Annotated in this window: 24 protein-coding genes; all 24 read right to left on the reverse strand. The window is 65.9% G+C overall.

The features are described from left to right. Positions 1-2: 2 nt before the first annotated feature. Positions 3-1,313, reverse strand: coding sequence for a preprotein translocase subunit SecY (gene secY / locus FNH21_RS03715; protein WP_055768099.1), 1,311 nt, complete (start codon positions 1,311-1,313; stop codon positions 3-5). 224 nt (positions 1,314-1,537) lie between these two features. Beyond that, positions 1,538-2,026 (reverse strand): 50S ribosomal protein L15, encoded by a 489-nt coding sequence (gene rplO / locus FNH21_RS03720; protein WP_152812404.1) that lies wholly within the window; start codon positions 2,024-2,026, stop codon positions 1,538-1,540. After that, positions 2,026-2,244 carry a 50S ribosomal protein L30 gene (rpmD, locus tag FNH21_RS03725; protein WP_055768095.1) on the reverse strand — a complete coding sequence of 73 codons (219 nt, stop codon included), beginning with the start codon at positions 2,242-2,244 and terminating at the stop codon, positions 2,026-2,028. Before rpmD ends, rplO begins: the two co-directional genes overlap by 1 nt. Next, positions 2,244-2,951, reverse strand: a complete 708-nt coding sequence (rpsE, locus tag FNH21_RS03730) for a 30S ribosomal protein S5 (protein WP_152812406.1) — start codon at positions 2,949-2,951, stop codon at positions 2,244-2,246. Before rpsE ends, rpmD begins: the two co-directional genes overlap by 1 nt. A 29-nt stretch (positions 2,952-2,980) precedes the next feature. Next, positions 2,981-3,364, reverse strand: a complete 384-nt coding sequence (rplR, locus tag FNH21_RS03735; RefSeq protein WP_055768092.1) for a 50S ribosomal protein L18 — start codon at positions 3,362-3,364, stop codon at positions 2,981-2,983. 2 nt (positions 3,365-3,366) lie between these two features. Then, positions 3,367-3,903 (reverse strand): 50S ribosomal protein L6, encoded by a 537-nt coding sequence (gene rplF, locus FNH21_RS03740; protein ID WP_055768089.1) that lies wholly within the window; start codon positions 3,901-3,903, stop codon positions 3,367-3,369. An 18-nt stretch (positions 3,904-3,921) separates the two neighbouring features. Next, a complete protein-coding gene (rpsH, locus tag FNH21_RS03745; RefSeq protein WP_043440638.1) occupies positions 3,922-4,320 on the reverse strand; it encodes a 30S ribosomal protein S8 in 399 nt (132 codons plus the stop codon). An 87-nt stretch (positions 4,321-4,407) separates the two neighbouring features. Continuing rightward, a complete protein-coding gene (rplE, locus tag FNH21_RS03750; protein WP_055768087.1) occupies positions 4,408-4,983 on the reverse strand; it encodes a 50S ribosomal protein L5 in 576 nt (191 codons plus the stop codon). Further along, entirely contained in the window at positions 4,983-5,357 is a 375-nt protein-coding gene (rplX, locus tag FNH21_RS03755; protein WP_152812408.1) for a 50S ribosomal protein L24, read from the reverse strand. The genes rplE and rplX overlap by 1 nt, the downstream gene beginning before the upstream one ends. 3 nt (positions 5,358-5,360) lie before the next feature. Beyond that, complete coding sequence (gene rplN / locus FNH21_RS03760; RefSeq protein WP_049829173.1) at positions 5,361-5,729, reverse strand: 50S ribosomal protein L14; 369 nt, start codon at positions 5,727-5,729, stop codon at positions 5,361-5,363. Between the two features lie 324 nt (positions 5,730-6,053). Next, positions 6,054-6,365 carry a 30S ribosomal protein S17 gene (gene rpsQ / locus FNH21_RS03765; RefSeq protein WP_152812410.1) on the reverse strand — a complete coding sequence of 104 codons (312 nt, stop codon included), beginning with the start codon at positions 6,363-6,365 and terminating at the stop codon, positions 6,054-6,056. Beyond that, positions 6,362-6,706 (reverse strand): 50S ribosomal protein L29, encoded by a 345-nt coding sequence (rpmC, locus tag FNH21_RS03770; protein ID WP_152812412.1) that lies wholly within the window; start codon positions 6,704-6,706, stop codon positions 6,362-6,364. Before rpmC ends, rpsQ begins: the two co-directional genes overlap by 4 nt. A 2-nt stretch (positions 6,707-6,708) precedes the next feature. After that, positions 6,709-7,125 (reverse strand): 50S ribosomal protein L16, encoded by a 417-nt coding sequence (gene rplP / locus FNH21_RS03775; RefSeq protein ID WP_049829176.1) that lies wholly within the window; start codon positions 7,123-7,125, stop codon positions 6,709-6,711. After that, on the reverse strand, positions 7,126-7,962 hold the full coding sequence (rpsC, locus tag FNH21_RS03780; RefSeq protein ID WP_191931584.1) for a 30S ribosomal protein S3: 837 nt from the start codon (positions 7,960-7,962) through the stop codon (positions 7,126-7,128). Further along, complete coding sequence (gene rplV, locus FNH21_RS03785; RefSeq protein ID WP_055768073.1) at positions 7,963-8,328, reverse strand: 50S ribosomal protein L22; 366 nt, start codon at positions 8,326-8,328, stop codon at positions 7,963-7,965. 37 nt (positions 8,329-8,365) lie between these two features. Further along, positions 8,366-8,647 carry a 30S ribosomal protein S19 gene (rpsS, locus tag FNH21_RS03790; RefSeq protein WP_026549122.1) on the reverse strand — a complete coding sequence of 94 codons (282 nt, stop codon included), beginning with the start codon at positions 8,645-8,647 and terminating at the stop codon, positions 8,366-8,368. A gap of 12 nt (positions 8,648-8,659) precedes the next feature. Then, positions 8,660-9,499 (reverse strand): 50S ribosomal protein L2, encoded by an 840-nt coding sequence (gene rplB, locus FNH21_RS03795; RefSeq protein WP_055768070.1) that lies wholly within the window; start codon positions 9,497-9,499, stop codon positions 8,660-8,662. Positions 9,500-9,531: 32 nt separating this feature from the next. Then, a complete protein-coding gene (rplW, locus tag FNH21_RS03800) occupies positions 9,532-9,837 on the reverse strand; it encodes a 50S ribosomal protein L23 (RefSeq protein WP_049829181.1) in 306 nt (101 codons plus the stop codon). Then, on the reverse strand, positions 9,834-10,457 hold the full coding sequence (rplD, locus tag FNH21_RS03805) for a 50S ribosomal protein L4 (RefSeq protein WP_055768067.1): 624 nt from the start codon (positions 10,455-10,457) through the stop codon (positions 9,834-9,836). Before rplD ends, rplW begins: the two co-directional genes overlap by 4 nt. 4 nt (positions 10,458-10,461) lie before the next feature. After that, entirely contained in the window at positions 10,462-11,118 is a 657-nt protein-coding gene (rplC, locus tag FNH21_RS03810) for a 50S ribosomal protein L3 (protein WP_152812414.1), read from the reverse strand. A gap of 16 nt (positions 11,119-11,134) precedes the next feature. Further along, entirely contained in the window at positions 11,135-11,443 is a 309-nt protein-coding gene (gene rpsJ / locus FNH21_RS03815) for a 30S ribosomal protein S10 (RefSeq protein ID WP_026531952.1), read from the reverse strand. A gap of 468 nt (positions 11,444-11,911) precedes the next feature. After that, positions 11,912-15,637, reverse strand: coding sequence for a hypothetical protein (locus FNH21_RS03820; RefSeq protein WP_191931585.1), 3,726 nt, complete (start codon positions 15,635-15,637; stop codon positions 11,912-11,914). Positions 15,638-16,223: 586 nt separating this feature from the next. Then, positions 16,224-17,414, reverse strand: a complete 1,191-nt coding sequence (gene tuf, locus FNH21_RS03825; RefSeq protein WP_055768056.1) for an elongation factor Tu — start codon at positions 17,412-17,414, stop codon at positions 16,224-16,226. Between the two features lie 199 nt (positions 17,415-17,613). Further along, positions 17,614-19,728, reverse strand: a complete 2,115-nt coding sequence (fusA, locus tag FNH21_RS03830) for an elongation factor G (RefSeq protein WP_191931586.1) — start codon at positions 19,726-19,728, stop codon at positions 17,614-17,616. Between the last annotated feature and the right edge of the window lie 35 nt (positions 19,729-19,763).

Genomic DNA, 19,763 nt, shown 5'->3' on the forward strand with positions numbered 1-19,763 from the left:
CGTCAACGCAACAACCCTTCGTAGTGACGCTGCTGGAGCTGCGCGTCGATCTGCTTGACGGTCTCCAGCCCCACGCCCACCATGATCAGGATCGACGTACCGCCGAAGGGGAAGTTCTGGTTGGCGCCGATCGCCACGAGGGCGATCAGCGGGATGAGCGCCACGAGACCGAGGTAGATGGCGCCCGGCAGGGTGATGCGGGACAGTACGTATTGCAGGTACTCGGCGGTGGGCCGGCCTGCGCGGATGCCCGGGATGAAGCCGCCGTACTTCTTCATGTTGTCGGAGACCTCGTCCGGGTTGAACGTGATGGCGACGTAGAAGTACGTGAAGAAGACGATCAGCAGGAAGTACATCGCCATGTAGAGGGGGTGGTCCCCACTGGTGAGGTACGTGGTGATCCAGTTGACCCAGTCGGCCGGAGGCGTTCCGTCCTGCGGCGTGTTGAACTGCGCGATCAGGCTCGGCAGGTACAGCATCGACGACGCGAAGATGACCGGGATGACACCAGCCATGTTGACCTTGATGGGGATGTACGTGCTGCTGCCGCCGAGGGTGCGGCGGCCGACCATGCGCTTGGCGTACTGGACCGGGATACGGCGCTGCGACTGCTCCACGAAGATCACGAGGGCGACGACGACGACGCCCATAAGGAGCACGAAGGCGAACACGGTGGCACCCTGGGTGCGGAAGATCTCGCCCAGCGAGGTCGGGAACCCGGCCGCGATCGCGGTGAAGATGAGCAGCGACATGCCGTTGCCGACGCCGCGCTCGGTGATGAGCTCGCCCATCCACATGATGAGGCCGGTGCCGGCCGTCAGGGTGATGATGAGCAGGATGATCGTGATGAGCGAATCGTCCGGGATCAGCGGGACGGGACAGTTGCCGAGCAACGCCCCCGAGCGCGCGAGCGAGACGAGAGTCGTGGCGTTCAGGAGACCGAGGGCGATCGTCAGGTAGCGCGTGTACTGGGTCAGCTTGGACTGGCCCTGGGCGCCTTCCTGGTGCAGCTCCTGGAAACGGGGGATGACCACCCGGAGGAGCTGGGTGATGATGCTCGCGGTGATGTACGGCATGATGCCCAGCGCGAAGATCGAGACCTGCAGGAGGGCTCCACCGCTGAAGAGGTTGACGAACTGGTACAGGCCGCCGTCGGTGTTGCCGAGGTCCAGGCACTGCTGGACGTTGCCGTAGTCGACTCCCGGGGCGGGGATGAAGGCCCCGAGGCGGAAGATGGTGATGATTCCCAGCGTGAACAACAGCTTGCGCCGCAAGTCTGGCGTCCGGAATGCCCGGCCAATAGCGCTAAGCAAGCGTCCTCCTGAAGGTCTGTTGGTCCTGTGGCGGACCGTGCACAACAACCGAGTCTAACGGTTGGTCGCCGGCGCGAGACACACGCCGGCCCTGGGGTGGCCGGAGCCGAAAAAAGACTCCTGGTGGGCCGATTCGGTCCTGCCCACCAGAAGTCTAGTTCCTCAGTGCTGTCGATCACAGCCGACCCCTCCCCCGAGACACGGGGAAGGGGTCGGTCAGTGGCCTACAGTTCGGTGACGGTTCCGCCCGCAGCGACGATCTTCTCTGCCGCTGAGGCGGAGAAGGCGTCGGCCGAGACGTTCACGGCTACCGTGATCTCGCCCGTACCCAGCACCTTGACGGGCTGGTTCTTGCGGACCGCACCGTTCGCCACCAGGCTGTCCACCGTGACGTCGCCGCCGGCGGGGTACAGCTCGGACAGCTTGTCCAGGTTGACGACCTGGAACTCCACGCGGAACGGGTTCTTGAAGCCGCGCAGCTTCGGAAGGCGCATGTGCAGGGGCAGCTGGCCACCCGCGAATCCTGCCTTCACCTGGTAGCGCGCTGCGGTTCCCTTGGTTCCACGGCCGGCAGTCTTACCCTTCGAACCCTCACCACGGCCGACACGGGTCTTCGCCGTCTTGGCACCCGGGGCGGGACGCAGGTGGTGGACCTTGAGGGCGTGGACGCGCTCCTCGCTGGCGGCCGGAGCCGCAGTGTTCTTCTCTGCCATTAGTTGGCCTCCTCAACCTTCAAGAGGTGCGGAACCGTGTTGACCATGCCGACGGTGACGGCATCCGCTTCACGGACCACGGTGTGGCCGATCCGCTTGAGGCCGAGCGACCGCAGCGTGTCGCGCTGGTTCTGCTTGCCGCCGATGGCGGACTTGATCTGTGTGATCGAGAGCTGCTTGGTGCTCACGACTACGCGCTTCGGAGTGATGGCGGTCATCACGCACCTGCCTTCTGAGCTGCGATCGCGCGCAGCATCTGGTGGGATGCGACCTCGTCGAGGGGCAGGCCGCGGCGGGCCGCGACTGCCTGGGGCTCTTCGAGGCGCTTCAGGGCATCGACGGTCGCGTGAACGATGTTGATGGCGTTCGCCGAACCGAGCGACTTCGAGAGGACGTCGTGGATGCCGACGCACTCGAGCACGGCACGCACCGGACCACCGGCGATCACACCGGTACCCGGGGACGCGGGACGGAGCAGCACGACGCCGGCTGCGGCCTCGCCCTGCACCAGGTGCGGGACGGTGCCACCGATCCGCGGAACGCGGAACATCGTCTTCTTGGCTTCCTCGACGGCCTTCTGGATGGCGGAGGGAACTTCCTTCGCCTTTCCGTAACCGACGCCGACCATGCCGTTGCCGTCACCGACCACCACGAGGGCGGTGAAGCTGAAGCGACGGCCGCCCTTGACGACCTTCGCGACGCGGTTGATGGTGACGACGCGTTCGATGAACTTGTCCTTGTCGTCGTTCCGACCGCCGTCACGGCCGCCACGGCCGCCGCGCTCGCCACCGCGGGCGTTGCCGCCGCGCTGGTCACCGCCGCGCGAGTTGCCCCGCGCGTTGGAGCGGTTGGCGTCAGCCGACGCGGTGTCGGTTGCGCCTGCAGCCGGAGCTTCGGCCGCGGGCTGCTCTGTAGCCGTATTCAATGGGGCTTCCTTTGCCTTGGTTTCCTCGGTCACAGTGACAGCCCACCTTCACGTGCACCGTCTGCGATGGCTGCAACCCGACCGTGGTACTTATTGCCACCACGGTCGAAGACGACGGCCTCGACGCCTGCAGCCATGGCCCGTGCCGCGACGAGCTCGCCGACGCGCTTGGCCTTGGCGGTCTTGTCACCGTCGAAGGACCGGAGGTCCGCTTCGAGGGTGGATGCCGAGGCGACGGTCATGCCCTTGGTGTCGTCGACGACCTGCACGAATACGTGGCGGGCCGAACGGTTGACGACCAGGCGCGGACGCACGGCCGTGCCCGAGACGCGCTTGCGTACACGGAGGTGGCGACGTCCGCGCGAGGCGGACTTGCTCTTCGAGCTGCGCTTCTTGTTGATGCTCAGACCCATGGTTACTTACCAGCCTTTCCGACCTTGCGGCGGATGATCTCGCCTGCGTAGCGGATGCCCTTGCCCTTGTACGGGTCAGGCTTGCGCAGCTTGCGGATGGTTGCAGCGACCTCGCCGACCTGCTGCTTGTTGATGCCCGCGACCGAGAGCTTGGTGGGGCTGTCCACGGTCAGGGTGATGCCCTCGGGAGCCTTGACGGCGACCGGGTGGCTGTAGCCCAGGGCGAACTCGAGGTCACTGCCCTTCGCCTGCACGCGGTAACCGGTGCCGACGATCTCGAGGTTCTTCTTGTAGCCCTCGGTGACTCCGACGATCATGTTGGAGATCAGCGTGCGCGTCAGGCCGTGCAGCGAGCGCGACTCGCGCTCGTCGTTCGGCCGGGAGACGGTGAGGATCCCGCCGTCGAGGGTGACCTCGATGGGGCTGGGCACCCTGTGGCTCAGTTCGCCCTTGGCGGCCTTGACCGAGACGACGTTGCCGTCGACCGTGATGTCGACACCGGCAGGAACGGTGATGGGGAGACGTCCAATACGTGACATGTTCTGTTCCCTTTCCCGTTACCAGACGTAGGCGAGGACTTCCCCACCTACACCCTTCTTGGATGCCTGGCGGTCCGTGAGCAGACCGGAGGACGTGGACAGGATGGCGATACCGAGTCCGCCGAGCACGTGCGGCAGGTTGGTGGACTTGGCGTACACGCGGAGGCCGGGCTTGGAGATGCGGCGGATGCCGGCGATGGAGCGCTGGCGGTCCGGGCCGAACTTGAGGTCGATGGTCAGCTTTTTGCCGACCTCCGCTTCCTCTTCCTTCCAGCCGGCGATGTAGCCCTCGGCCTTCAGGATGTCCGCGACGCGGGCCTTCAGCTTGCTGTACGGCATGGACACGGAGTCGTGGTAAGCCGAGTTGGCGTTGCGCAGACGCGTGAGCATGTCTGCGACAGGATCTGTCATTGTCATGTGGGCTCTTGCCCTTCCTCGAAACGGTTTCCGGTCTCCGACCAGCACTCAGGGTGCCGGCTGGAGCGGACCTGCAACGTAGTTAGATTAATCTTCGGATTTGAAGGGGAAGCCAAGCGCCTTGAGGAGCGCGCGGCCCTCGGCGTCGGTCTTGGCGGTGGTGACGACGGTGATGTCCATGCCACGTACACGGTCGATACGGTCCTGGTCGATCTCGTGGAACATGGACTGCTCCGTGAGGCCGAAGGTGTAGTTGCCGTTGCCGTCGAACTGCTTGCCGTTGAGGCCGCGGAAGTCGCGGATACGGGGCAGTGCGAGGGAGATGAGGCGGTCCGTGAATTCCCACATGCGGTCTCCACGCAGGGTCGCGTGTGCACCGATGGGCATTCCTTCACGGAGCTTGAACTGCGCGATGGACTTCCGGGCCTTGGTGACCTGGGGCTTCTGGCCCGTGATCGCCGTGAGGTCCTTGACGGCCCCGTCGATCAGCTTGGAGTCCTTGGCGGCGTCACCGACACCCATGTTCACGACGACCTTGACCAGGCGGGGGACCTGGTTCACGTTGGAGTAGTTGAACTGCTCCTGCAGGGTCGCCTTGATCTCGGCCGCGTAGCGGGCCTTGAGACGGGGAAGAACCTTGGTCTCTGTGGTCTCGACAGTCATTACAGATCCTTCCCTGATGACTTGGCGATGCGGACGCGGACAACGCGCTCACGGCCGTCGCGCTCGACGGTCTCGGTGCGGTATCCGATGCGCGTCGGCTTCTTGGTCTCGGGATCGACGACGGCCACGTTGCTGATGTGCACCGGCGCCTCGACGACCTCGATGCCACCGGTCTTGGTGCCGCGCTGCGACTGCCCGACCTTGGTGTGCTTGGTGATCCGGTTGATGCCTTCCACGAGGACGCGGTTGGACTCGGGGAACACCTTGAGGACCTTGCCCTGCTTGCCGCGGTCTCCACCGCGCTCCTGCTTGGCCCCGGTGATGACCTGCACGAGGTCACCCTTCTTGATCTTGAGCTTTGTCTTCTGTGCCATGGACTACAGCACCTCCGGCGCCAGCGAGATGATCTTCATGAAACGCTTGTCGCGGAGCTCGCGACCGACAGGGCCGAAGATACGGGTACCGCGGGGGTCGCCGTCGTTCTTCAGGATCACTGCTGCGTTCTCGTCGAACTTGATGTAGGAACCGTCCGCACGGCGGCGTTCCTTCTTGGTGCGGACGATGACCGCCTTGACGACGTCGCCCTTCTTGACGTTTCCGCCCGGGATGGCGTCCTTCACCGTGGCGACGATGACGTCGCCGATGCCTGCGTAGCGGCGCCCGGATCCTCCGAGAACGCGGATGGTCAAGATTTCCTTGGCCCCCGTGTTGTCGGCGACCTTTAGCCGCGACTCCTGCTGAATCACTGATTACTCCTGTCGTCGCGCCGGTTCTCTCATCGAGCCTTGCGGAACGGATATGGGTGGGCCCCGAGATACTGGTCCTCACCACGCGTGCGCCTGGGCGCACGGTCCTGCAGGAAACCTGCATGGGGTGGTGAACAAGATCATCGGGCTTTTGCCTATTTGCCCGGTGTGAGGGTCACCCGCGAGGGAACCTCGTGAGGGCATGCGCCAACCCACCAGACAGACAAGATTCTTATCGTATCGCGAGAATGCCCCGGACACGAAATCGTGTCCGGGGCATTCCGGTTGGGAGCCGGCGGGCCGGTCCCTGGTCGTGCTCGGGTGCTACTTGGCCTTCTCGATGACCTCGACCAGGCGCCACCGCTTGGTGGCGGACAGCGGGCGGGTCTCGCTGATGAGGACCATGTCGCCGATGCCGGCGGTGTTGTTCTCGTCGTGCGCCTTGACCTTGGAGCTGCGGCGAAGCACCTTGCCGTACAGGGCGTGCTTCACGCGGTCCTCGACCTCGACCACGATGGTCTTCTCCATCTTGTCCGAGACGACGTAGCCACGACGTACCTTGCGGTAGCCGCGCGAGTCGGCGTCGTGCACGGCCTTCTCGGTTCCTACGGTCGTCTCGCTCTGCTGCTCACTCATTTGGCGTCCTCCTCAGAAGCCTCGGTGCTCACGGAAGGTTCGTCCTTCGTGGCTGCCTTCTTGGCCTTCTTGGGCTTCTCCGCCTTCGCGGGCTTCGCTTCCTCGACGGGAGCGACGACCTCGGGACGGATACCCAGTTCGCGCTCACGCAGCACCGTGTAGATGCGGGCGATGTCGCGCTTGACCGAGCGAAGGCGACCGTGGCTCTCCAGCTGGCCGGTGGCCGACTGGAATCGGAGGTTGAACAGCTCCTCCTTGGCCTTGCGCAGTTCTTCCACCAGACGGTCCTTGTCGAAGCCGTCCAGCTGGTCTGTTGCCAGTTCCTTTGAACCCAGAGCCATAACTATTCACCACCCTCACGACGCACAATGCGTGCCTTCAACGGCAGCTTGTGGATCGCGAGGCGCAGGGCTTCGCGGGCTACCTCTTCGGAAACACCGGACAGTTCGAAGAGAACACGTCCTGGCTTGACGTTGGCCACCCACCACTCGGGCGAACCCTTACCGGAACCCATGCGGGTCTCGGCGGGCTTCTTGGTCAACGGGCGGTCCGGATAGATGTTGATCCAGACCTTGCCGCCACGCTTGATGTGGCGGGTCATGGCGATACGAGCGGACTCGATCTGCCGGTTGGTGACGTATGCCGGGCTCAGCGCCTGGATACCCCACTCGCCGAAGCTGACCTCGGTACCGCCCGTAGCAGCGCCCGAGCGACCCGGGTGGTGCTGCTTACGGAACTTCACTCGACGTGGGATAAGCATTTAAGCCTGTCCTCCTTCAGTCGCGGCTGTAGAAGCTGCGGCGGTCTCGGCGGGTGCTGACGCACCCTGGCCCTCGGAACGCTCGGGAGCGCGACGACGACGGTCGCCGCCACGGTCGGCGCCGGCAGGGCCACGGCCCGGACGGTCTCCACCGCGGCCGCGGGAAGGAGCAGCGGCAGCCTGGGCTGCGAGTTCCTTCGCCGTGACGTCACCCTTGTAGATCCAGACCTTCACGCCGATGCGGCCGAAGGTGGTCTTCGCTTCGAAGAAGCCGTAGTCGATGTTGGCGCGGAGCGTGTGCAGGGGAACGCGTCCCTCGCGGTAGAACTCCGAACGGCTCATCTCGGCGCCACCGAGGCGACCGGAGCACTGGACACGGATGCCCTTGGCTCCCGCACGCTGGGCGGACTGCATGGCCTTCTTCATCGCGCGGCGGAAGGCCACGCGGGAGGAGAGCTGCTCAGCGATGCCCTGGGCGACGAGCTGTGCCTCGATCTCGGGGTTCTTGACCTCGAGGATGTTCAGCTGGACCTGCTTGCCGGTGAGCTTCTCGAGCTCGCCGCGGATGCGGTCCGCCTCGGCTCCACGGCGGCCGATCACGATACCGGGACGTGCCGTGTGGATGTCCACGCGGACACGGTCACGGGTGCGCTCGATCTCGACCTTCGCGATGCCGGCGCGGTCCATGCCGGTCGACATCAGCTGGCGGATCTTGATGTCCTCACGGACGAAGTCGCGGTAGCGCTGGCCCGGCTTGTTGCTGTCGGCGAACCAGTGTGACCTGTGGTCGGTGGTGATGCCGAGTCGGAACCCGTGCGGGTTTACTTTCTGTCCCACTTAGCGGACCTCCACTTTCTCAGGGGTAGCGACGACAACCGTGATGTGGCTGGTCCGCTTGTTGATGCGGAACGCACGGCCCTGGGCGCGCGGCCGGAACCGCTTCATCGTGGGGCCTTCATCAACGAATGCCTCGCTGATGATGAGGTTGTCCTCGTCGAAGGCGACGCCGTCACGGTCCGCGAGGACTCGTGCGTTGGCCATCGCCGACTGGACCACCTTGAATACCGGCTCCGAAGCAACCTGTGGGGCAAACTTCAGAATAGCCAGAGCCTCATTCGCCTGCTTACCACGAACAAGGTTGACGACGCGCCGGGCCTTCATAGGCGTTACGCGGATATGACGCGCAATAGCCTTGGCTTCCATTGCTTTCCTTCTCTCGTCTTAGCCGTAAGAGCAGCGCCTAGCGGCGCTTGCCCTTGCGGTCGTCCTTAACATGGCCGCGGAAGGTCCGCGTGGGAGCGAATTCGCCGAGCTTGTGCCCGACCATCGACTCGGTGACGAACACCGGGATGTGCTTGCGTCCGTCGTGCACCGCGATCGTGTGCCCGAGCATGTCGGGGACGATCATGGAGCGGCGGGACCACGTCTTGATGACGTTCTTCGTGCCCGATTCGTTCTCGCGAGCGACCTTTACATACAGGTGCTGATCGACGAAGGGGCCTTTCTTCAGGCTGCGTGGCATGTCTCCAGGCTCCTATCGCTTGTTCTTGCCGGAACGACGGCGACGCACGATGAGTGAGTCGCTCTCTTTGTTGGGGCGACGGGTGCGGCCTTCAGCCTTACCGTTCGGGTTGACCGGGTGGCGTCCACCGGAGGTCTTGCCCTCGCCACCACCGTGCGGGTGGTCGACCGGGTTCATGGCGACACCGCGGACGGTCGGGCGGATGCCCTTCCAGCGGTTACGGCCGGCCTTGCCCCAGTTGATGTTCGACTGCTCGGCGTTGCCGACCTCGCCGATCGTCGCGCGGCAGCGGACGTCGACGTTGCGGATCTCGCCGGAGGGCAGTCGCAGCTGGGCGAAGCGGCCTTCCTTGGCGACGAGCTGGACCGAGGCACCTGCGGAGCGAGCCATCTTCGCGCCGCCACCCGGGCGGAGCTCGACGGCGTGGATGACGGTACCCACGGGGATGTTGCGCAGCGGCAGGTTGTTGCCGGGCTTGATGTCCGCCCCGGCTCCGGCCTCGACGAAGTCACCCTGCTTGAGCTTGTTCGGTGCGACGATGTAGCGCTTGGTGCCGTCGACGTAGTGCAGGAGGGCGATGCGCGCGGTGCGGTTCGGATCGTATTCGATCTCCGCGACGCGGGCGTCGACGCCGTCCTTGTCGTGGCGGCGGAAGTCGATCAGACGGTACTGACGCTTGTGTCCACCGCCCTTGTGGCGGGTCGTGATCTTACCGGTGTTGTTGCGTCCACCCTTCTTGGGAAGGGGACGGACCAACGACTTCTCCGGCGTCGACCGGGTGATTTCTGCGAAGTCGGCAACGCTCGAGCCACGACGGCCCGGGGTTGTCGGCTTGTATTTACGGATTCCCATAACTCAATTCCTCGTTAAAGTGGTCTCCGCTCTCAGGAGAGCGGACCGCCGAAGATGTCGATCGAGCCCTCTTTGAGGGACACGATGGCACGCTTGGTGCCCTTGCGCTGGCCCCAGCCGAACTTGGTGCGCTTGCGCTTGCCAACCCGGTTGATGGTGTTGATGGAGTCGACCTTCACGGAGAAGATCTTCTCGACCGCCAGCTTGATTTCTTCCTTGTTCGAGCGGGGGTCGACCAGGAAGGTGTACTTGCCTTCGTCGATCAGGCCGTAGCTCTTCTCCGAGACGACGGGTGCAATGACGACGTCGCGCGGGTCCTTTGCGATGCTGCCGCTCACGTGGCATCCTCCTCGGTGATGACATCAGCCGAACCGACGAACTGGTCGTAGGCGGCCTTGGTGAAGATCACGTCATCGGACACCAGCACGTCGTACGTGTTGAGCTGGTCCACATAGAGGACGTGTACCTCGGGGACGTTGCGCACGGACAGTGCGGCGACGTCGTTGGCACGCTCGATCACGACGAGCAGGCGGGGCCGCTCGGAGATCGCGCGCAGGGTCTCGATGGCACCCTTGGTGGACGGCTTGCCGCCGTCGACCAGGGACTCGAGAACGTGGATACGACCGTTGCGTGCCCGGTCCGAGAGGGCGCCACGCAGTGCAGCAGCCTTCATCTTCTTGGGGGTGCGCTGGCTGTAGTCGCGGGGCGTGGGCCCGTGGACGACGCCACCACCGGTCATGTGGGGGGCGCGGATCGAACCCTGGCGGGCGCGACCGGTTCCCTTCTGCTTGAACGGCTTGCGGCCTGCGCCGCTGACCTCGGCACGCGTCTTCGTCTTGTGCGTGCCCTGGCGGGCGGCAGCAAGCTGAGCCACGACGACCTGGTGCAGCAGCGGCACGTTGGTCTGTGCGTCGAAGATCTCCGCGGGGAGATCGACCTGTACTGGATTGGCAGCCATGTGGCTATGCTCCCTTCACGGCGGTGCGTACGAGGACGACCTGGCCGCGGGCGCCGGGGACGGCGCCCTTGATCAGCAGCAGCGACTTCTCGGCGTCGACAGCGTGAACCTTGAGGTTCAGCGTGGTCTGACGAACGGCACCCATGCGGCCTGCCATTTTCATTCCACGGAAGACGCGGCTGGGGGTGGATGCTCCACCGATGGAACCGGGCTTGCGGTGGTTCTTGTGGGCACCGTGCGATGCACCGACGCCGTGGAAACCGTGGCGCTTCATGACGCCCGCGAAGCCCTTGCCCTTGGTGGTGCCGATGACGTCGACCGTCTGGCCGGCCTCGAACATCCCGACGGACAGTTCCTGACCGAGCGAGTAGGAGTCGGCGTCGGAGGTCCGCAGTTCGACGACGTGACGGCGAGGCGTGACGCCTGCCTTCTCGAAGTGGCCGACGAGCGGCTTGGTGACCTTGCGGGGATCGATCTGGCCGAAGCCGATCTGCACGGCGGTGTAGCCGTCCTTCTCCTCGTCGAGGAGCTGCGTGATGACGTTCGAGTCAGCCTGGACGACGGTGACGGGGATGAGGATGTTGTTCTCGTCCCAGACCTGGGTCATGCCGAGCTTGATGCCCAGCAGGCCCTTGACCTGGCGCGTAAGTGAAGTAGACATGTGTATCCGCTCTCCCTTACAGCTTGATTTCGATGTTCACGTCCGCAGGCAGGTCGAGACGCATCAGCGAATCGACGGCCTTGGGCGTGGGATCAATGATGTCGATCAGACGCTTGTGAGTACGCATTTCGAAGTGCTCACGGCTGTCCTTGTACTTGTGCGGGGACCGGATGACAACGAAAACGTTCTTCTCCGTGGGCAGCGGCACGGGGCCCACTACCGTTGCGCCTGCGCGCGTCACCGTCTCAACGATCTTCCGGGCTGAAACATCGATGACCTCGTGGTCATATGACTTCAGCCGGATGCGGATTTTTTGTCCCGCCATGGCGTCTCGACTCTCTCTCTACATAACTGCCTGGGCAGTTCCGGTACGTACGTACATTTCCTGCGTCCGTTGCGCGACGCTCCCCGAACAGGCTGAATCCGGATGGATCCGGGTTCCTCACCCTGCCGGGACTCCGACCCCCGCGCTCGGGCGTGTCGCACTTCCTAGACACACACGGTCCGCTGTTTCGGACGAGCCGAACGGGGTGGATTTTATCTTTGGGCCATACCGAGCGGTGGATCCGACCCCTGCATCAGGCATTATCCTGACCGGGATGAGGTCTCAGACCGCGCGCACTGGCGCTTGAACAACTTATCTAGTGTCGCAGATCGCCGGGATGAATGCGAACCGGCGCGGAAGTGCCGCGCCGTGATCCCGCACACCCGAACCGTGCCGCGAGCATTCAGGGAGAGCGTGAGCAAGCCTCGGACCAGGCCGGAAGGATCAGGGAGGGCAGACGCCGGCCCATCAGGCATCGAGCTCCCGGCCCGGCCTGCCGGCGGGCTGTACGGCGTCCGGTGCGGCCTGCCCGCTGCCCGGTCGCACAGGGTCCCCTCCACCGTCGTCCCGCGCCGGGACGACGACCGGCCCGGGCGGCACAGACGCGGGGGCCTCGCTCCCCCGTGTCTGGGTGTTGAGCTTCCAGACCGCGAAGGCCAGCAGTGCGAGCGCTGCGACGGTGAGCAGCAGGAAGGTGTAGCCCCGCAGGAACCACAGCAGTGCGAGGACTATCCCGACGGCGCCCCAGAGGCTGAAGAGCCTGCGGGACAGCGCGACACCCGCCGCCAGGAGCAGCACGTGACCGCAGAGTGCCCAGACCTGCGTACCCGCCGTCCCGCCGGTGATGGTCAGCAGCCCGGTCCCGGAGAGCACGACGGCCGCTGCGGAGAGCCAGACCGGCCCACGCCGGGCGCTGCCGCGCAGGAACGAGTAGGCGGCGAGGACCGCGAAGGCCACCGCCCACCACTGCGCTGCCCAGAAGAAGGTGATGCCGCCCGACACCACCCAGGCGATGCGCTGCGCAGCGGCGACGAGCACCAGGAACGCCAGTTCCGCGGTGACCGGCCGCCGTTGCACCGGCACCTCGCGCACCGTCAGGACGGCCACCGCTCCGAGGACCACCGACCCGGCAACGGCTTCCTGTTGGGGCACCGTAGCGGCCAGCGCTGCGACGGCGGCCCAGCAGAGCGCCGTCGTGCCGAGGATCCGGTAGCGGAGCTCGCCGTGATCATCCATGGCCAGCAGGTCCCGGGCGAGGTACAGGAGGCCTGCTGCCAGGACGGCGCCGATCAGCAGCCGCATCAGGGCCGATCCGGGTAGACCCCCCATGCCCAGCGTGACCTCCTCCACGAAGACCGTCGCGAGGACGATGACCGCGAGGGCGGCGACCGCATCGAGCCAGGGGAGGCGGTCGACGCGCGAGAAGACGAAGAGGGCGCCGGCGACGACCGCAGCGACGAGGACCCGGTCCCAGCCGCCATCGGCGAACGAGAGGAGGCCTGCCTCGAGGGCGAAGAGCCCCGCTCCCACCCGGACGGGGAGCCTCCTGCTCTTCTCGCCGGAACGCGATCCCAGGACGACGAGGGCGAGGAGGCAGGCAGCCGCCAGCAGCGCTCCGACCCACATGGCCAGTGGCGCGCGAGTCAGCCATCCCTGCGGTGCGGTTTCCAGCACACCCGCCAGGACGGCGATCGAGGCAGCGAGCGCGTACAGGGCAGGGTAGGCGGCAGCCGTCCTGTGCTGGACGGTGAACAGGATGACGGAGACGACCAGGAGGAGAGCCAGATGCACCACGATGACCCCGAGCTGGACGGTCGGACCCGCCAGCACCGAGTACGCCAGGGGCAGTGCGGCCAGAGCCGCGGTACTCAGCCAGGCCGACGACGATTGCAGACCGAGGGCCCGGAGCCGCCGTCGGATGATCACGCGGACGATCTCCTGCAGCGCGATGCCGACGGCCACGACGGTCAGTACGCCGTGCACGGTGAGGTCCAGGTCCCTGGACACGAGCGCGGTGAGGGCGGTGAAGGCGATCTGCGCCGCGAGCAGGTAGGCACCGCGTCGGCGGTGATCGATGGCACGGCGTGCCGTCAGACCGCCGTGCACGACGGCGCATGCGAGCAGGACCTCGAAGGTGCGGTACCCGAACCCCGCGGCGGCGCTCGCGAATGCCGCCACGAGCAGGGAGACCGGACCGGCTGCCTCGACGTACCACCCCTGCAGCACCGGGCGCGTGGCCCGCGGTCCACCCTGCTGAGTGACCGGTCCCCCGGGCGGCTGCGTCGTCGTGCTCTCATCCACGAGCGGCAGCACGAGCGTCGTCAGGAGGCCGGCGGCGACGGTGCTCCAGATGGCAACCGCGGCGACCACTCCCAGTCCTGAGCCGGCTGCGGCGACGAGCGCTGCCACGAGCGAGAGGACGCTCGAGGTGCAGATGACCCACGGGCTGTACAACGTTGCACGCATGGCACGGGTCCGCACCACCTCGGCCAGTTGATTCGCGACCGCCCCCAGGACCACGGCGAGGACGGCAAGCTCCTCCAGTCCGGCGTCGGGAAGCTCCAGCAGGCGAAGGTGGACCATCACCGCCACCGGCAGCAGGAGGACGCCGCCCGCCCGTGCGGCGAGGAGGAACCGCTCGCGCAGGATGTCGGCCGAGGCTCGCGCCCGGAGCAGGAGGTATCCGACGGACAGAACCAGCACTACTTCGGTGCGCCAGGGGGACTCGACCGGCGCGGTCACCGCGAGCAGGATGCCCGGCAGCACCAGCACTTCCGCCGCTCCTCCGAAACGCTCGGCGATCCACATGCCGAGGGCCAGCACGAGCAGCACAGGAATCAGGACATCGGGCCCGTCGGACCCGGCGCCACGGAGCGGGGACGCCACGACGGCGGCGGCCAGGGCGGTGAGCGCGAAGGTTCCCAGGACGTCCCAGCGGTACCGGGCCCGCGCGCGCTCTTCCGGATCGACCTTCCTGCTGACCGAGGCGGTCGAGGCCGGGCCGGCCAAGGACGGGCTGGCGACGGATGGGCTGGCGAAGGACGGGCTGGCGATCGACGGGCTGGCGATCGATGGGCTGGCGACGGATGGGCTGGCGATCGACGGGCTGGCAACGACGGAGTACGCCTCGGCTGAGCCCGGGCCCGTCGCGCTGTGCGATGCGGCAGGAGCTGCGGTTCCGCGGGCTCCACCCGGGCCATCGGGGGCGTGGGCTCCCCCCGAGGCATCGGCATGCGGTGCTCCGCCCGGGCCATCGGGGGTGCGGGCATCGTCCGCGACAGCGCCGGTATGATCCGAAGGCGGTGTCGCACCCGGTGTGAGGAGCCGACGCAGGGGTGCTGCGAGGACAAGGGCTCCGGCCACCTGCAGGGCGGTGCAGAGAGCCAGGACCATGACGGCCCAGAAGAAGGGAAGGTCCAGCGCGGCCATGATGAAGACGGCTGCCAGCGTCGCGACCAGACGCGTCGCGTAGAAGTGCAGGATCCTCAGCACCGGGACGAACACCAGAAGGGCGCCGTAGTGGACGGCTGCGACGACCCACAGGAGCGCTCGATCGGACGGGGCCAGAAGACTGCCGAGCAGAAGGGACGCCGCGAGGGCCAAGGGTGTCAGGACACGGTGCGCGTCGAGCACGGCGCGGGTGAGGACCTCGGGCATCCACCGGGGAGCAGGATGGGCCAGCACAGCGAACAGCGCCGCTACACCGATGGAGCAGGTGAAGTACCAGATGAGCGCGCCGCCGATCAGCGACACCGAGGACAACGCGATCGACAGGAAGAACGGGAGGCTCAGATAGGCGACCACCCGGCTCTGGAGGCGGACGGCGGCGAGGAGGTAGGCGACGGTTCCGATCAGTGCCGTGCCGAACCAGGCCAGAGGGCCCTCACCGGTCAGGACACCGAACAAAAGACCCGCCACCGGCAACAGGGCAAGGCCGGTGCCCGCGAACGCCACTGCAGCGGGACGCAATCGGGGCAGCTGTGCGTGGAGGATCAGGCCGCCGGCGTAGAAGAGCGCGACGACCGCGCAGATCGTCACGGCGCGCGCCGGACCGGGCACCGCGGCTCCGATGAACAGTCCTCCCGCGGCCACGAGCAGGAGGCTTGCCGCGTACAGCGCGATGTTGATGGTGCGCAGGTCCCGCACTGCTTTCGCGGCCGTCCGGTCCTCGGGCGACGGCGGCACAGGCGACACGGGCGCTGCGGGTGGTCCGATCAACGAGGGCTGTCCGGTCAGAGGGTGCGCGAGCGACGCGCTAGGAACGGTCAGCGAAGACTGTCCGGTCAGAGGCGGCGCGGGCGACGCGCTAGGGACGGTCAGCGAGGACTGTCCGGTCAGAGAGGGCGCGGGCGGCGCTGACGCAGGCGCTGGCGGCGCTGACGCGGGCGCTGGTGACCAAGCCTGCAACGGACGGCCCGATGCTCCGGTGCCTCCCTCCGCTCCGAGGGGATCCTGCGCCTCCTGGGCTGCCCGGTAGCCGGCGTCGAAGCCCTCCTCGTACACGACAGCCGGCGGCGGCACATCCCGAGGCCAGCTTCCCGACCGGCGTGCGCTCCGCGCTCCGAGGAACCAGCCGAAGGCCACGAACGCGCCGAGGAACACCACCAGGACCAGGACCAGGATCAAACCCTCTGCACTCCCCCACTTCGGACGCACGCCCGTGCGTCCTCCGGCCAGTGTAGGGGTCGGTCCCGCCCGGGACGCCGAAGGGCCCCCGCTGTCGAGACAGCGGGGGCCCTTCGTGGATCACCGGCCGAGGCCGGTCTCCGGTGGAGCGGTCTTACTTCATGATCTTCGTGACACGTCCCGAACCGACGGTGCGGCCGCCTTCGCGGATCGCGAAGCCGAGGCCCTCTTCCATGGCGATCGGCTGGATGAGCTCGACCGTCATTTCGGTGTTGTCGCCCGGCATGACCATCTCGGTGCCCTCGGGGAGGGTGATGACGCCGGTCACGTCCGTGGTGCGGAAGTAGAACTGAGGGCGGTAGTTCGAGTAGAACGGGTTGTGACGCCCGCCCTCGTCCTTCGCCAGGATGTAGACGTTGGCCTCGAAGTCGGTGTGCGGGGTGATGGAACCCGGCTTCACGATGACCTGGCCACGCTCGACGTCCTCGCGCTTGATGCCGCGGAGCAGGAGACCACAGTTCTCGCCGGCCCATGCCTCGTCGAGCTGCTTGTGGAACATCTCGATACCGGTGACCGTGGTCTTCTGGACCGGACGGATACCGACGATCTCGACCTCGGAGTTGATGGCGAGGGTTCCGCGCTCGGCGCGGCCCGTGACGACGGTTCCACGACCGGTGATCGTGAAGACGTCCTCGACGGGCATGAGGAACGGCTTGTCCTTGTCACGCACGGGGTCAGGAACGTTGTTGTCAACGGCTTCCATGAGGTCCTCGACGGACTTGACCCACTCGGCATCGCCTTCGAGGGCCTTTAGGCCGGAGACGCGGACGACAGGAGCGTCGTCACCGTCGAAGCCCTGCGAGCTGAGGAGCTCACGCACCTCCATCTCGACGAGATCGAGGAGTTCCTCGTCGTCGACCATGTCGGACTTGTTGAGCGCAACCAGCAGGTAGGGGACACCGACCTGGCGTGCGAGCAGGACGTGCTCGCGGGTCTGCGCCATCGGGCCGTCAGTGGCGGCGACGACCAGGATCGCACCGTCCATCTGGGCAGCACCGGTGATCATGTTCTTGATGTAGTCGGCGTGGCCGGGGGCGTCTACGTGTGCGTAGTGGCGCTTCTCGGTCTGGTACTCGACGTGCGAGATGTTGATCGTGATGCCGCGCTGCTTCTCCTCGGGAGCCGAGTCGATCGACGCGAAGTCACGCTGCTCGTTGAGAGTGGGGTACTTGTCGTACAGCACCTTCGAAATGGCAGCCGTCAACGTGGTCTTTCCATGGTCGACGTGACCGATGGTGCCGATGTTAACGTGCGGCTTAGTCCGCTCGAACTTTGCCTTCGCCACGGGTTCCTCCTAGAACGTTTGAGAAGAATTGCTTCCCAGCCACGCTGTTCGCGGCTGAAACTCATGCAAGTCTACTGGGGGCTTTTGGTTTTGATGAAATTGCTGGTTGCTGCCGGGACCGCGTGGTCCGGCCGCCGGAGAGCGGGTCAGGCTGCCGGTGACAGGCCGACCCGCTCTCCGCGGTTCCCGTCTCCGGGTGTTACTCGCCGCGCGTCTTCTGGATGATCTCGTCGGCTACTGCCTTCGGGACCTCCGAGTAGCTGTCGAACTTCATGGAGTAGACGGCCCGGCCCTGGGTCTTCGACCGAAGGTCACCGATGTACCCGAACATGCCCGAGAGGGGCACGTGGGCGGTGATGACCTTGACGCCGCTGGCGTCCTCCATCGACTGCATCTGGCCACGGCGGGAGTTGAGGTCACCGATGACTTCACCCATGTATTCCTCAGGGGTGCGGACCTCCACCTCCATCAGCGGCTCGAGCAGCACGGGCTTGGCCATGCGCGCGGCTTCCTTGAACGCCATGCGACCGGCGATCTTGAAGGCCATCTCCGAGGAGTCGACGTCGTGGTACGCGCCGTCGAGGAGCGTCGCCTTGATGCCGACCACCGGGTAGCCGGCGAGCACGCCGTCGTTCAGCGCATCCTGGATGCCGGCGTCGACACTCGGGATGTACTCGCGCGGCACGCGGCCGCCGGTCACCTTGTTGTCGAAGGCGTACATGACACCCTCCTCGACCTCCATCGGCTCGATCGCGATCTGGATCTTCGCGAACTGACCCGAGCCACCCGTCTGCTTCTTGTGGGTGTAGTCGTGCTTGGCGACCTTGCTGCGGATGGTCTCGCGGTAGGCCACCTGGGGCTTGCCCACATTGGCCTCCACGCGGAACTCGCGGCGCATGCGGTCCACCAGGATGTCCAGGTGGAGCTCGCCCATGCCGGCGATGATCGTCTGCCCGGTGTCCTCGTTGAGGGACACCTGGAACGTCGGGTCCTCGGCCGAGAGCTTCTGGATGGCCGTCGACAGCTTCTCCTGGTCACCCTTCGTCTTCGGTTCGATGGCCACCGAGATCACGGGTGCCGGGAAGCTCATCGATTCGAGCACGATCTGGTTGGCCGAGTCGGAGAGGGTGTCACCGGTGGTGGTGTCCTTCAGGCCGATCGCCGCGTAGATGTGCCCGGCCGAAGCCTCTTCGACGGGGATCTCCTTGTTGGCGTGCATCTGGAAGAGCTTCCCGATGCGCTCCTTCTTGCTCTTCGTGGAGTTCACCAGCTGCGTGCCGGCGGTGACGTGACCGGAGTAGACGCGGATGAAGGTCAGCTGTCCGAAGAACGGGTGCGTGGCGACCTTGAACGCGAGGGCCGAGAACGGCTCCTCGGTGCTCGGCTTGCGCGTCAGCTCGACCTCTTCGTTCCGGGGATCGTGACCGATCATCGGGGGGACATCCAGCGGCGAGGGCAGGTAGTCGATGACGGCATCGAGCATCGGCTGGACGCCACGGTTCTTGAACGCGGAGCCACACAGGATGGGGTAGAGCTCGGAGTTGATCGTCATCTTGCGGATGCCGGCCTTGAGTTCCTCGACGGAGATCTCTTCGCCTTCGAGGTACTTGTTCATGAGCTCGTCCGAAGACTCGGCGACGGTCTCGACGAGGGCCGCGCGGTATTCCTCGGCCTTCTCCTTGAGATCCGCGGGGATCTCCTGGATCTCGTACTTGGCACCCATCGTCACGTCACCCTTGGAGTCACCGGGCCACACGAGAGCACGCATGTAGAGCAGGTCGACGACGCCCACGAAGTCGTTCTCGGCTCCGATGGGGAGCTGGAGCACGAGCGGCTTGGCGCCGAGGCGGCTGATGATCGTGTCGACGGTGAAGTAGAAGTCCGCGCCGAGCTTGTCCATCTTGTTGACGAAGCAGATGCGGGGGACTTCGTACTTGTCGGCCTGGCGCCAGACGGTCTCGGACTGGGGCTCGACGCCCTCCTTGCCGTCGAACACCGCGACGGCGCCGTCGAGCACGCGGAGCGAACGCTCCACCTCGACGGTGAAGTCGACGTGTCCGGGGGTGTCGATGATGTTGATCTGGTTGTTCTCCCAGAAGCAAGTCACGGCGGCAGACGTGATGGTGATGCCGCGCTCCTTCTCCTGTTCCATCCAGTCGGTGGTGGAGGCGCCGTCGTGCGTCTCGCCGATCTTGTGGTTGACACCCGTGTAGAACAGGATGCGCTCGGTAGTAGTGGTCTTGCCGGCATCGATGTGGGCCATGATGCCGATGTTGCGGACCTTGTTGAGGTCGGTAAGCACGTCCTGTGCCACGGTGTCTCCCTTATGACGAGAATGGAGTTCAGCTG

The organism is Arthrobacter bussei, from assembly GCF_009377195.2.
Taxonomy (GTDB): domain Bacteria; phylum Actinomycetota; class Actinomycetes; order Actinomycetales; family Micrococcaceae; genus Arthrobacter_D; species Arthrobacter_D bussei.